Origin of the sequence: Streptococcus mitis (assembly GCF_047464035.1) — a bacterium.
GTDB lineage: Bacteria > Bacillota > Bacilli > Lactobacillales > Streptococcaceae > Streptococcus > Streptococcus mitis_DX.
This window is the reverse complement of record NZ_JASHCQ010000007.1, coordinates 1-13,255: the sequence shown is the minus strand read 5'-3', so window position 1 is coordinate 13,255 and position 13,255 is coordinate 1. Positions and strand designations below refer to the sequence as shown.

10 protein-coding genes and 1 pseudogene are annotated in these 13,255 nt (G+C 42.2%); all 11 read left to right on the top strand.

The window, feature by feature from the left end:
* The first annotated feature begins 284 nt into the window (after window positions 1–284).
* The 11 genes and pseudogenes from QM818_RS03690 to QM818_RS03640 all read left to right on the top strand — a co-directional run bounded on the left by QM818_RS03690 (window position 285) and on the right by QM818_RS03640 (window position 13,133).
* Window positions 285–1,139: a VOC family protein gene (locus tag QM818_RS03690; protein ID WP_261080954.1), complete on the top strand. Its 855-nt coding sequence runs from the start codon at window positions 285–287 to the stop codon at window positions 1,137–1,139.
* Window positions 1,140–1,245: 106 nt separating this feature from the next.
* Window positions 1,246–1,803: pseudogene (locus tag QM818_RS03685) on the top strand (sugar O-acetyltransferase).
* 383 nt (window positions 1,804–2,186) lie between these two features.
* Window positions 2,187–3,437, top strand: a complete 1,251-nt coding sequence (locus QM818_RS03680) for a dicarboxylate/amino acid:cation symporter (protein WP_414299932.1) — start codon at window positions 2,187–2,189, stop codon at window positions 3,435–3,437.
* Window positions 3,438–3,451: 14 nt separating this feature from the next.
* A complete protein-coding gene (locus QM818_RS03675) occupies window positions 3,452–4,390 on the top strand; it encodes an ATP-grasp domain-containing protein (protein WP_070842785.1) in 939 nt (312 codons plus the stop codon).
* Between the two features lie 301 nt (window positions 4,391–4,691).
* Window positions 4,692–5,456 (top strand): nucleoside phosphorylase, encoded by a 765-nt coding sequence (locus QM818_RS03670; RefSeq protein WP_265473306.1) that lies wholly within the window; start codon window positions 4,692–4,694, stop codon window positions 5,454–5,456.
* A 33-nt stretch (window positions 5,457–5,489) separates the two neighbouring features.
* Window positions 5,490–6,869 (top strand): TrkH family potassium uptake protein, encoded by a 1,380-nt coding sequence (locus QM818_RS03665; RefSeq protein WP_214614909.1) that lies wholly within the window; start codon window positions 5,490–5,492, stop codon window positions 6,867–6,869.
* 13 nt (window positions 6,870–6,882) lie between these two features.
* Window positions 6,883–7,548 (top strand): potassium channel family protein, encoded by a 666-nt coding sequence (locus tag QM818_RS03660; RefSeq protein ID WP_045610864.1) that lies wholly within the window; start codon window positions 6,883–6,885, stop codon window positions 7,546–7,548.
* Window positions 7,549–7,877: 329 nt separating this feature from the next.
* Window positions 7,878–8,894: a glycosyltransferase family 2 protein gene (locus QM818_RS03655; protein WP_049546648.1), complete on the top strand. Its 1,017-nt coding sequence runs from the start codon at window positions 7,878–7,880 to the stop codon at window positions 8,892–8,894.
* 115 nt (window positions 8,895–9,009) lie between these two features.
* Window positions 9,010–11,274: an SSURE domain-containing protein gene (locus QM818_RS03650; protein WP_414299931.1), complete on the top strand. Its 2,265-nt coding sequence runs from the start codon at window positions 9,010–9,012 to the stop codon at window positions 11,272–11,274.
* Window positions 11,275–11,397: 123 nt separating this feature from the next.
* Window positions 11,398–12,093, top strand: a complete 696-nt coding sequence (locus QM818_RS03645) for a response regulator transcription factor (protein ID WP_414299930.1) — start codon at window positions 11,398–11,400, stop codon at window positions 12,091–12,093.
* Window positions 12,093–13,133, top strand: a complete 1,041-nt coding sequence (locus tag QM818_RS03640) for a sensor histidine kinase (RefSeq protein ID WP_261080959.1) — start codon at window positions 12,093–12,095, stop codon at window positions 13,131–13,133. The genes QM818_RS03645 and QM818_RS03640 overlap by 1 nt, the downstream gene beginning before the upstream one ends.
* The last annotated feature ends 122 nt before the right edge of the window (window positions 13,134–13,255 follow it).

Here is a 13,255-nt window from a genome sequence, read left to right as displayed (position 1 = left end):
GCATGAAATTTCCAATTTGATAGTAACGAGAGATTTTCATAGAGATGATAGAGGATAATTTTAGCATTAAGAAAAGTTGTTTTAATTATTGCTATGGGAGCACCATATATATTTATAGCAATAACTTTGCTAGTCTTGTTAAATAAACACAAAACAATCCTAGAAGATTTTTCTGGGGTTGTTTTTGCTAGGGGAGTTTCTATAAGTTGTCTGGCTTGACTTTCTTGATGGAAATTATATAATAGTTGTAATAATTAAAGTTACAATTAAAGAGAGAAATAGTTATGACCTATGAATACAAGAGCCACATTTATTTGGCAGAGGCAGTTTTAAATGTAAAGGATTTGGCCAGTCAAACTGCCTTTTATCAGCAAATCATTGGTTTAGAAATCTTATCTCAAACTGAGACAGAGGTCATTCTAGGCCTTGGTGGAAAATCCTTGGTACAGTTGATTCAAACACAAGAGAGCGGAGAAGTAAGGGAACATTATGGCCTTTACCATCTGGCTATTCTCTTGCCGACACGCAAGACTTTGGCTGATGTCTTGAAACATCTGACGGATTTGCAGATTCCTCTTGTCGGTGGTGCTGACCATGGTTACAGTGAGGCCCTTTACTTAGAAGATTTGGAGGGGAATGGCATTGAACTCTATCGAGATAAGCCGGTTTCCACATGGGATATTCGAGAAGATGGGCGTATTATCGGGGTCACTGAGGCCCTTGCAGCGCAGGATATCTATGAGTTGGGGGAAAGAGTAGAGCCCTTTATCCTAGCAGACGGTACGAGAATGGGGCATATTCATCTTTCCGTCAAGGATAGTCGAAAGTCCAGCCAGTTTTATCAAAAGGTGTTAGGGCTAGAGGATAAATTCAGTGTACCTAGCGCCAGTTGGATTGCGGCAGGAAACTACCATCATCATTTGGCGGTCAATGAATGGGGAGGAAAAAGTCTGGCTCCGCGTAAGCCGGGTTTGCCAGGCTTAGCCTACTATGTCATCGAAGTCGCACATAAAGAAGAACTGTTAATGATTGCTGAGCGAGCACAAGAAATTGATGCACCAGTTAAGTGGCTGACATCTAGCCAGCTGGACGTTACAGACCCAGACGGAATTGTGACCCGTATTCGTTTAGCAAGATAGGCAAGATGTGATAAAAATCAGAGAATAAATTGTAGAAAGTACCCCTTATCCTAGTCGGATATGTAGAAAATTTGATATGATAGTAGGGAATAAGGAGAAGAATACAATGACCAGTGAATACCAGAAAATGATAGCATGAGAACCCTATCATCCATTTGACCCCGAGTTGCGGGCCTTGGCTCAGACTTCTCGTCAAAAACAGGCTGCTTTTAACCAGGAGCCAGACCCCTTGAAGGGGGCGGAGATTATCAAGACTTGGTTTGGTTCGACTGGGCAAAATCTCTTTGTCAATCCACGATTAGTAGTGGATTATGGAGTCAATATCCATCTAGGGGAAAATTTTTATTCTAATTGGAACTTGACCATGCTGGATGTTTGCCCGATTCGTATCGGAGACAATGCTATGATTGGCCCCAACTGTCAGTTTTTAACCCCACTCCATCCGCTGGATCCGCATGAACGTAATTCAGGTGTCGAATACGGAAAGTCCATCACCATCGGTGACAATTTTTGGGCTGGTGGTGGCGTTATTGTCCTTCCTGGAGTGACACTGGGCAATAACGTAGTGGCAGGAGCAGGGGCCGTAATCACTAAGTCCTTTAGAGACAATGTTGTTCTAGCTGGTAATCCTGCGCGCGTGATTAAGGAGATACCTGTTAAATAGAAGTAAAAGAGGCTGGGAAAAACTCAATTTCAAGAAAAATGAAGTAAATCTTTCAACAATAAAACGTATAATATCAAGGTTGTTCATTACCTGATATTATGCGTTTTTCTGATTTCAAAGACTTTTTACTCAGCCTCTTTTTGTAGATTTGATACTTGAAGTCACTCTTCTTGATCATTATGGAATTGCTCCATCTAGTTGAGTAGTTTAGATGGTGGTGTTTTTCTAACATAAAAAATTCATAATGGATAGCGAAATAGATATGACGACACTTTGAGATATTGTTATAAATCTTTTTTATGGTCACAATAGAAAATATATATTAGTCAAGCTAGAAGATTCGTAGTAGAATAATTAGCAAATAAAAGCAAAGGGGTTATTTTATGAAATTAGTTAATTTATGGTCAAAACTTTCACTCGGTTTGCAATTATTGCTAGCTTTGATTTTAGGTGTTATTTTTGCAGTAATCTGGCCACAATTTGCAGGTTTTTATCAATTTCTAGGACAAGCATTCATCAAATTGGTAAACATGGTCATTATTCCACTAATATTCCCAATTATAGTAGTTGCAGTGGCTAGTGTCATTGGAAAAAAATCGTTTGGTAAAATTTTAACGAAGACCTTACTCTACTTTTTCGCTGTTACAACTGCAATCACTTTGTTATTTGTATTTTCTAGTTACTATTTGGGATTTGGTCAAGGTGTGAATATTGGTCAAACTGGAGCTAATATCGACGGGATAGCTAATAATGTCCAATTGAGTGAGTTTTTACTTGGTTTTATTCCATCAAATATTGTGAAGTCAATTTCAGAAGGCTCTCTTCTTCCAATTATTGTTTTTGCTATATTTCTTGGTTATGGAATTGGTAGCTTGAAGAGTGATAAAACCCAAAAAATTCTTGAAGGTTTCCAGATCTGGATTGAAGCTATTTATAAAATTATAACTGTTATTGTAAAATTATCTCCTGTCGGAATCTTTGGCTTTATTGCAAAAGATGTCGCTAGTACAGGGATTGATAAGTTAGTTGGACTTGGTCAATTTGTTATTGGAACTTATTTGGCCTATGGAGTTCTCATTTTAGTTATTTTCCCTCTGATCGCCTCTATCTTTAATGTTCCATATTTGACTGCTTTTCGTGAAAATTGGAGCCTCTTGACTCTAGCATTTATTTCGGGTAGTTCGAGTGTTGTGTTGCCGTCCTTATTGAAGGATTTAAAGAAACAGGGACATGATGAGAATACGATTGATTTGGTTGTCCCTTTAGGATATACTTTTAATCTAGAAGGAGCAGCTGTCTATTTTTCAGTAGCCACTATTTTTATCGCACATGCTTACGGTATCCAATTTTCATTATCAAGTCTCTTATTTACAGTTTTACTTTTGACCTTAATTGGGAAAACTGCAGCTACTGTTCCATCAGGAGCTATCGTAGTTTTGTTGGCAGCAGCCCCTCAGCTTGGATTGCCAGTAGAAGGAGTGGCCTTGATTTTTGCAGTTGATTTCTTTGTGAATGCTGGCCGTACAATGATCAATGTTTTGGGTCAAATCTTAACGGTCAGTGTCATTGAAAAAACAGAAGGTTATAGTTTAGAGGAAGACAAGCAACATCAATTGTCAGTTAAGTTTTCTTAAAGGAGATAGGAGTTATGAGTAACGCAAAAGTTTATGTGATTCATGAAAATATTGAATGGACACAGCATTTAGTAAAATGGTTAGAAAAAATACAAGTACCTTATGAATTATGGGATCTATCGAGTGGGATATTAGATCTTCAAAGCCCACCTCCACAAGGAATTTTTTATAATAGGATGTCCGCATCTTCTCATACGAGAGGGCATCGCTATGCACCAGAGTTCACGGAGCAGGTGCTTACTTGGCTAGAGGCTCATGGACGTAAAGTAGTTAATGGAACGGGAGCCATCAATCTAGAAATCAGTAAGGTGAAACAATATTTGAAATTAAATGAATCTGGTATCGAGACTCCAGCAACAGTTGCTGTTTTGGGCCCAGAAAATATCATTGAAGCAGCAAGAAAATTGAATATCTATCCTTTGATTACCAAGCATAATAGAGCAGGAAAGGGATTAGGAGTGCAACTTTTCCAAAATGAAGAAGAACTAGAAGCTTATGTTAATAGTTCTGCTTTTGAACCTTCAGTAGATGGTATTACCTTGTTGCAGGCTTATATTAAACCAAGTGATGGTCGTATCCGTCGTTCAGAGTTTATCAATCAGAAGTTCCTTTATACTGTTTCAATTGATTCTTCAGATGGTTTCCAACTTTGTCCAGCAGATGGTTGTCAAATCGGTAAGAGACCAGAACAACTGGAAACTTCTGAAAAATTCCAAATTACAGAACCTCTACCAGAATCTCAAAAAGAAGCTTATGAAGCCTTCCTTAAAAATGCTCATATTGATGTGGCAGCTATAGAATGGGTTCAATCAGAAAGCGGAGATATTTATGTGTATGATGTAAATACCAATACAAACTATAATCCTACAGCGGAACAGAATGCTGACATCTTTGCTCATCAACATCTAGCTGAATATTTAAAGAGGGAGTTAGAAGCTCTTTATAGTGAATGATCATCTTGGAAGTTAATCTTTTAAAAATTTGATAACAACTTCCAGATAGAGTGCGACATAAATACTTTTCTTTCAAGGTAACAGTTATCAGCAACAACTACTAATATATAACGTCCCCTCTGAAGATTAATTACAGAGGGGCTACGTTTGTAATGTTTACTCTAATTCCTTATGATTTATAAAATTACTTAGTATCGAGAATTCCAAGAATACTGAGATTTTTTCTCCTCAGTTCATCACCCCCCTCCTTGACACTCGGTCAGCTTTTGATACAATAGTACAAAATTAGAGGAGGTGGGTTATGATTCAGAAACATGCGATTCCTATTTTAGAGTTTGATGACAATCCTCAGGCGGTTATCATGCCCAATCACGAGGGGCTGGACTTGCACTTGCCCAAGAAGTGTGTCTATGCTTTTTTAGGTGAGGAGATTGACCGTTATGCGAGGGAAGTAGGGGCGGACTGTGTTGGTGAGTTCGTTTCTGCCACCAAGACCTATCCAGTCTATGTCATGAGCTACAAGGGCAAGGAGGTTTGTCTGGCTCAGGCACCTGTCGGCTCCGCTCCAGCAGCCCAGTTTATGGATTGGTTGATTGGCTATGGTGTGGAGCAGATTATTTCCGCTGGAACCTGTGGTGTGCTGGCTGATATAGAAGAAAATGCCTTTCTAGTACCTGTTCGGGCTCTGCGAGATGAAGGAGCCAGCTATCACTATGTGGCAGCTTCTCGTTATATGGAAATTCAGCCAGAGGCTATTGCTGCCATTGAGAAAGTTTTGGATGCCAGAGGGATTCCCTATGAAGAAGTCATGACCTGGACGACAGACGGTTTTTACCGAGAAACGGCTGAAAAGGTGGCTTATCGCAAGGAAGAAGGTTGTGCTGTTGTGGAGATGGAGTGTTCAGCACTTGCGGCAGTAGCCCAGCTGCGTGGGGTTCTCTGGGGAGAGTTGTTGTTCACAGCTGATTCCTTAGCAGACTTGGACCAGTACGATAGTCGTGACTGGGGTTCAGAAGCTTTTGAGAAGGCCTTGGAACTCTGCCTCGAGATAATTTCTCAGATATAGCTACTCTCCTTCTTTTTATGGTACAATGGATGTATGTTATTCAAATTATTTGTTAAAAAAATTGAAAGGGCCTTGGGTGGACTTTCACCAGCTCGCCGCATCTTTTTAAGTTTCGCTGGAGTTATTTTTATAGGTTCTCTCCTTTTGAGTTTGCCTTTTGTTCAGGCGAGTGGTTCGCAGGCTACTTATTTTGACCATCTCTTTACGACGGTGTCTATGGTCTGTGTAACCGGCCTTTCTACGCAACCGGTAGCTACTACCTATAATGTATGGGGGCAGTTGATTTGTATGCTTTTGATACAGATTGGTGGTCTGGGGCTCATGACTTTTATCGGGGTCTTTTATATTCAGGGGAAGCAAAAGCTCAGTCTTCGCAGTCGTGAAACCATTCAGGAAAGCTTTAGTTACGGGGAGACTCGGTCGCTGAAGGCCTTTATGCGATCTATCTTTTTGACGACTTTTCTAGTGGAGGGCTTGGGTGCCTTTCTACTAAGTTTCCGTTTTATTCCTGAGTTCGGCTGGGGACGAGGCATTTTTACCTCTATCTTTTTAGCCATTTCAGCCTTTTGTAATGCTGGTTTTGATAATTTCGGCAGTAGCAGTTTAGTGGCTTTTCAGACGGATCCCTTAATCAATCTAGTCATTGCTGGTTTGATTATCACGGGTGGTCTTGGCTTTATGGTCTGGTTTGACTTGGCAACCCAGTTTGACAAGAAGAAAAAACGCCGTCTTCGTTTCCACACCAAGCTGGTTCTATTCTTGACTGCAGGGATCTTGCTGTTTGGGACGGTATCCACACTCTTTACGGAATGGCACAATCCAGGAACCATTGGCAATCTCAGCGTTCCAGAGAAAGTGCTGGTTAGCTTTTTCCAAACCGTCAGCATGAGAACAGCTGGCTTTGCCTCTATTGACTACACTCAAGCTCGGCCTGTGACCCTGTTTATCTATATCCTACAGATGTTTCTCGGAGGGGCGCCTGGAGGGACGGCTGGGGGTCTCAAGATTACGACTTTCTTTGTCTTGTTGGTTTTTGCGCGTAGTGAATTGCTGGGCTTGCCTCATGCCAATGTTGCGCAGAGAACCATTGAGGCTCGAACAGTCCAAAAATCCTTTAGTGTCTTCATTATTTTTTTGATGACCTTCTTGTTGGGCTTGATGTTGTTGGGAATTACGGCAGAAGGAACACCGCGATTTATCTACCTCATGTTTGAGACCATTTCAGCCCTTGCGACAGTTGGGGTGACGGCAAATCTGACACCAGAATTGGGCAAGCTAGCTCTTAGCATTGTCATGGTGCTCATGTTTATTGGCCGTATCGGTCCCTTGACCTTGCTGGTTAGTCTAGCTGACTACCAGCCTGATAAGAAAGATTTGATTCAGTATATGAAAGCAGATATTAGTATTGGATAAGAAAGGAAGAATGATGTCAGATCGTACGATTGGAATTTTAGGTTTGGGGATTTTCGGGAGTAGTGTCCTGACGGCCCTAGCCAAGCAAAATATGAATATTATTGCCATTGACGACCACGCCGAGCGTATCAATCAATTTGAGCCAGTTTTGGCGCGTGGAGTTGTTGGCGATATCACAGATGAGGACCTCCTCAGAACTGCAGGAATTGATACCTGTGATACGGTTGTAGTGGCAACAGGGGAAAATCTGGAATCGAGTGTGCTTGCAGTTATGCATTGTAAGAGTCTAGGGGTACCAAGGGTTATTGCCAAGGTAAAAAGCCAGACAGCCAAGAAGGTACTGGAAAAAATCGGTGCTGACTCGGTAATCTCGCCTGAGTATGAAATGGGCCAGTCCCTAGCGCAGACCATTCTCTTTCATAACAATGTGGATGTCTTTCAGCTGGATAAAAATGTGTCTATCGTGGAGATGAAAATTCCCAGTGTTTGGGCAGGTCAAAGCCTGAGCCAGCTGGATCTACGTGGCAAATACAACCTCAATGTCTTAGGATTTCGTGAACAGGAAAATTCACCACTGGATGTCCAGTTTGGGCCTAATGACCTCTTGAAAGCAGATGCCTATATCTTGGCAGTCATTAACAACCAGTATCTAGACGACTTGGCAGAATTAAATTCGTAAGGAGGGGAATCCCCTCTTTTTTGATCTCCTAGATAGCAAATAGAGAGACCTGTATTCCAATTGAGACTAGAAACCCTTGTATTCTAGTAAAAGTCCTTCAAAAGCTGGACTTTATGGTAGAATAGAAAGAAGTGACAAGAGAGAGTAGTACTCTTCGAAAATCTCTTCAAACCACGTCAACGGCGCCTTGCCGTATATATGTTACTGACTTCGTCAGTTCTATCTGCAACCTCAAAACAGTGTTTTGAGCAACCTGCGGCTAGTTTCCTAGTTTGCTCTTTGATTTTCATTGAGTATAAGAAAAAATCAGTCCCCTAAAGGAGTAGATTATGAAGTTATTGTCTATCGCCATTCCTAGCTATAATGCCGCAGCCTATCTTCATTACTGTGTGGAGTCGCTAGTGATTGGTGGTGAGCAAGTTGAGATTTTGATTATCAATGATGGGTCTCAGGACCAGACTCAGGAAATCGCTGAGCGTTTGGCCAGCAAGTATCCTAACATCGTTAGAGCCATCTATCAGGAAAATAAAGGCCATGGCGGTGCGGTCAATCGTGGCTTGACGGAGGCTTCTGGACGCTATTTTAAAGTAGTTGATAGTGATGACTGGGTAGATCCTCGTGCCTATTTAAAAATTCTTGAAACCTTGCAGGAACTAGAGAGTGAGGGGCAGGAAGTTGATGCCTTTGTGACTAATTTTGTATATGAAAAGGAAGGTCAGTCTCGTAAGAAGAGTATGAGTTACGAGTCAGTCTTGCCTGTCCAACAGATTTTTGGCTGGGACCAGGTCGGAAATTTCTCAAAAGGCCAGTATATCATGATGCACTCGCTGATTTACCGGACAGATTTGTTGAGAGCGAGCCAGTTCCAACTGCCTGAGCATACTTTTTATGTCGATAATCTTTTTGTCTTTACCCCCCTTCAGCAGGTCAAGACCATGTACTATCTGCCTGTTGATTTCTATCGTTATTTGATTGGGCGTGAGGACCAGTCTGTCAATGAGCAAGTGATGATTAAGCGCATTGACCAGCAACTAAAGGTCAATCGACTCTTGGTAGACCAGCTTGATTTGTCCCAAGTGAGTCATCCAAAAATGCGAGAATATCTGTTGAATCATATTGAAATCACGACGGTGATTTCCAGTGCCTTGCTCAACCGAGCAGGCACAGCAGAGCATCTTGCCAAAAAACGGGAGCTGTGGACCTATATTCAGCAGGAAAATCCAGAGGTCTTTCAGGCTATTCGTAAGACCATGCTCAGCCGTTTGACCAAACATTCGGTCTTGCCAGCTCGCAAACTTTCCAATGTCGTCTATCAAATCACCAAGTCTGTTTATGGATTTAATTAATATAAGTATTTTATAAGAGGGATTTAAGAAAAATTTTAACTTTTTCTTAATCCTTTTTAATTTTAGGAGATTATACTAGAGTCATCAAATAAAGAAAAACTCTAAGGAGAATCCTATGAAATTCAATCCAAATCAAAGATATACACGTTGGTCTATTCGCCGTCTTAGTGTCGGTGTTGCCTCAGTTGTTGTAGCCAGTGGCTTTTTTGTCCTAGTTGGTCAGCCAAGTTCTGTACGTGCCGATGTGGTCAATCCAACCCCTGCCCAAGTCGTGCCAGACGCTGCTTCGGTGAGTGAAAAGAGCGACTTGCCAGGAGAACTTCTCAAAGAAGCAGTCGATACAGCTCTTCCTTCAGAACAGGCAGACGCAACACCTAAAGCAAGCTTGGATGCTACAAGCTCTCCAGAAAAAGTGAATGTAGCTGATAAAGACCAAGTGGTAGCGCCAAAAGAAGAAGTGCAAGCAAAACCAGAATCTAAGAAAGAAACAGAGGATGCGGTTAAACCTGCGACAAATCCTGCGCCTACAGTTGCTGGACAAGACCGTGAAGCAAATGAAGCTCAACCAGCAACCACTCCAGCTGAAGTGCAAAAAGGCGTGGCTGACAATACCAAAGACACAGTGGATGTGCCAGCCACTTACTTAGACAAAGCCAACTTCCCAGGCCCATTCACAGCTGGTGTCAACCAAGTTATTCCATACGAATTCTTCGCCGGTGACGGTATGTTGACTCGTCTTATCTTGAAGGCTTCAGACAAGGCTCCATGGTCAGACAACGGTTCAGCTAAAAATCCTGCTCTTCCACCAGTAGAAAAATTGGGCAAAGGCCTTTACTTCTATGAAGTGGACTTGGCAGGTACTCAAGGTAAATCTGACAAAGAACTGCTTGACTTGTTGAAACAAAATGGCACTCAAAGCTATAAAGCAACTATCAAAGTGTACGGTGCTAAAGATGGCAAGGCAGACTTGAGCAATCTTGTAGCGACTAAGGATTTGACAGTAAACTTGAATGGCTTGACCACTCCAACTGAAGTGCAAAAAGGTGTGGCTGACAACACTAAAGACACAGTGGATGTCCCAGCCACTTACTTGGACAAAGCTAATTTCCCTGGACCGTTCACAGCCGGCGTCAACCAAGTTATTCCATACGAATTCTTCGCTGGCGACGGTATGTTGACTCGTCTGATTTTGAAAGCCTCAGACAAGGCCCCATGGTCAGACAACGGTTCAGCAAAAAATCCGGCCCTTCCACCAGTAGAAAAATTGGGCAAAGGTCTCTACTTCTACGAAGTGGACTTGGCAGGTACTCAAGGTAAATCTGACAAAGAACTGCTTGACTTGTTGAAACAAAATGGCACTCAAAGCTATAAAGCTACCATCAAAGTTTACGGTGCTAAAGATGGCAAGGCCGATTTGAGCAATCTTGTAGCGACAAAAGATTTGGATGTCAACTTGAATGGCTTGACTACTCCAGCGGAAGTGCAAAAAGGCGTAGCTGATAATACTAAAGACACAGTAGATGTTCCAGCCACTTACTTGGACAAAGCTAATTTCCCTGGACCGTTCACAGCCGGCGTCAACCAAGTTATTCCATACGAATTCTTCGCTGGCGACGGTATGTTGACTCGTCTGATTTTGAAAGCCTCAGACAAGGCCCCATGGTCAGACAACGGTTCAGCAAAAAATCCGGCCCTTCCACCAGTAGAGAAATTGGGCAAAGGCCTTTACTTCTACGAAGTAGACTTGGCAGGCACTCAAGGTAAATCTGATAAAGAGCTACTTGACCTCTTAAAACAAAACGGCACTCAAAGCTATAAAGCCACCATCAAAGTGTACGGCGCTAAAGATGGCAAGGCTGATTTGAGCAACCTTGTAGCGACTAAGGATTTTACAGTAAACTTGAACGGACATCAGTCTCTTGTTCCGATGCAGTCAGGTTTCGTCCCTTCTTCTAATGGTTCAGCTATGCCGGCTCCAATGATGAATAGTCATCAAGATGCGCCTAATATGAAAGCTCAAATGCCTAGTGCCAATCAAGATGAGATGAAATCTAAAATGCCAGCTGCTAGCCAGGATAAGATGATGCCTAACAAAGAGCAGGACAAAACTATGAATGCTAGTCAGCCAATGGCAACTCCAAGTATGAAGCAAGACCAAGTCGCAGCAACTTCAAGCAAAATGTCTGATGAAGGCAAGATGGCGTCTACTAACAAGGTGTCAAGTCCAATGATGGCTGATCACATGAAAAACCAAAAAGACATGCTTCCATATACTGGTGAAGCCCAAACATCAATGGCTACTATTGGATTCTTTGGATTAGCCTTGGCAGGTCTGCTAGGTGGACTCGGTTTGAAAGCTAAAAAAGAGGAAAATGACTAGTCTAGCTACAGACTTTCTATCTGGGATTTGAAAAATCCAGATATCGTTTAGAATGTTCGTAAAGAGATTAAAATAGTGTTATACTATTGTGGTATAGCACTGTTTTTTTCAAAGGAGAGATAGATGGGAAAGACAATTTTACTCGTTGACGACGAGGTAGAAATCACAGATATTCATCAACGTTATCTGGTTCAGGCAGGATATCAGGTTTTGGTGGCCCATGATGGGGTAGAGGCCTTAGAAATCTTCAAGAGAAAACCAATTGATTTGATTATTACAGATATCATGATGCCCCGGATGGATGGTTATGATTTGATTAGCGAGGTCCAGTATCAATCTCCGGATCAGCCTTTTCTCTTTATCACGGCTAAGACCAGTGAGCAGGACAAGATTTATGGTCTGAGCTTAGGGGCAGATGACTTTATTGCCAAGCCCTTTAGCCCCCGTGAGCTGGTTTTGCGTGTCCACAATATCTTGCGCCGCCTTCATCGTGGAGGTGAGTCAGAAGTCGTCAGTCTTGGGGATTTACGGATGAATCATAGTAGTCATGAGGTTCAAGTCGGAGATGTGGCACTTGATTTGACAGTCAAATCCTTCGAACTTCTATGGCTTCTAGCCAGCAATCCAGAGCGCGTTTTCTCTAAGACAGACCTCTATGAAAAGGTCTGGCAAGAAGACTATGTGGATGACACCAATACCTTGAATGTTCATATTCATGCTCTGCGACAGGAGTTGGCTAAACATGCTAGTACAGAAACACCGACCATCAAAACCGTCTGGGGCTTGGGCTACAAAATTGAGAAAGCGCGAGGTAGTTAATGAAATTAAAAAGTTATATTTTAGTGGGGTATGTCATTTCAACACTCCTAACGATTATCGTGGTTTTTTGGGCCATCCAGCGCATGTTAATTGAAGAAAGAGAGATTTATTTCCTAGTGGGTATGACTCTTGTGGCTAGTTTTATCGGTGCTGGGATTAGTCTCTTTCTCCTATCGCCTGTCTTTACTTCATTGGGCAAACTCAAGGAACATGCCAAGCGGGTAGCGGACAAGGACTTTCCATCAAGTCTGGAGGTTCAAGGACCTGTAGAATTTCAGCAATTAGGCCAAGCTTTCAATGAAATGTCCCATGATTTGCAGGCCACCTTTGATTCCTTGGAAGAAAGCGAACGAGAAAAGGGCTTGATGATTGCTCAACTTTCGCATGATATCAAGACCCCCATCACTTCGATCCAAGCGACGGTAGAAGGGATTTTGGATGGGGTTATCAAGGAAGGCGAACAGGACCATTATCTAGCAACCATTGGGCGTCAGACTGAAAGACTCAATAAACTGGTTGAGGAGTTGAATTTTTTGACCCTAAACACAGCTAGAAATCAGGTCGAAACGACCAGCAAAGACAGCATTTTTTTGGACCAGCTCTTGATTGAGTGCATGAGTGAATTTCAGTTCTTGATTGAGCAGGAGGAGCGAGATGTCCATTTGCAGGTAATCCCAGAGTCTGCCCGGATTGAAGGAGATTATGCCAAACTTTCTCGTATCTTGGTGAATCTGGTCAATAACGCTTTTAAATATTCTGCTCCAGGAACCAAGCTGGAGGTGGTGGCTAAGCTGGAAAATAACCAGCTTTCAATCAGTGTGACCGATGAGGGACAGGGGATTGCCCCAGAGGACTTGGAGAATATTTTCAAACGTCTTTATCGTGTCGAAACTTCGCGTAATATGAAAACAGGTGGTCATGGCTTAGGGCTTGCGATTGCGCGTGAATTGGCCCATCAATTGGGTGGGGAAATCACAGTTACTAGCCAGTACGGTCTAGGAAGCACCTTTACCCTCCTTCTCAATCTCTCTGGCAGGTAAATTCGCAAACTAAGTTCCACCGCTAGTAGAAGTGGAAGTTAGTCTGATAAAAATCCTAAAAACCAGTGGAAATCCGTGTCAGGGTAAGTTCCACTGGTTTTACTAATGCTTGATTTCATCGC

Bases quoted from the DNA above. Each gene is read 5' to 3' on its own strand.
- QM818_RS03670 (WP_265473306.1), top strand. From the start codon at position 4,692: ATGATTCAGAAACATGCGATTCCTATTTTAGAGTTTGATGACAATCCT.
- QM818_RS03640 (WP_261080959.1), top strand. From the start codon at position 12,093: ATGAAATTAAAAAGTTATATTTTAGTGGGGTATGTCATTTCAACACTC.
- QM818_RS03645 (WP_414299930.1), top strand. From the start codon at position 11,398: ATGGGAAAGACAATTTTACTCGTTGACGACGAGGTAGAAATCACAGAT.
- QM818_RS03690 (WP_261080954.1), top strand. From the start codon at position 285: ATGACCTATGAATACAAGAGCCACATTTATTTGGCAGAGGCAGTTTTA.
- QM818_RS03650 (WP_414299931.1), top strand. From the start codon at position 9,010: ATGAAATTCAATCCAAATCAAAGATATACACGTTGGTCTATTCGCCGT.
- QM818_RS03665 (WP_214614909.1), top strand. From the start codon at position 5,490: ATGTTATTCAAATTATTTGTTAAAAAAATTGAAAGGGCCTTGGGTGGA.
- QM818_RS03660 (WP_045610864.1), top strand. From the start codon at position 6,883: ATGTCAGATCGTACGATTGGAATTTTAGGTTTGGGGATTTTCGGGAGT.
- QM818_RS03675 (WP_070842785.1), top strand. From the start codon at position 3,452: ATGAGTAACGCAAAAGTTTATGTGATTCATGAAAATATTGAATGGACA.
- QM818_RS03680 (WP_414299932.1), top strand. From the start codon at position 2,187: ATGAAATTAGTTAATTTATGGTCAAAACTTTCACTCGGTTTGCAATTA.
- QM818_RS03655 (WP_049546648.1), top strand. From the start codon at position 7,878: ATGAAGTTATTGTCTATCGCCATTCCTAGCTATAATGCCGCAGCCTAT.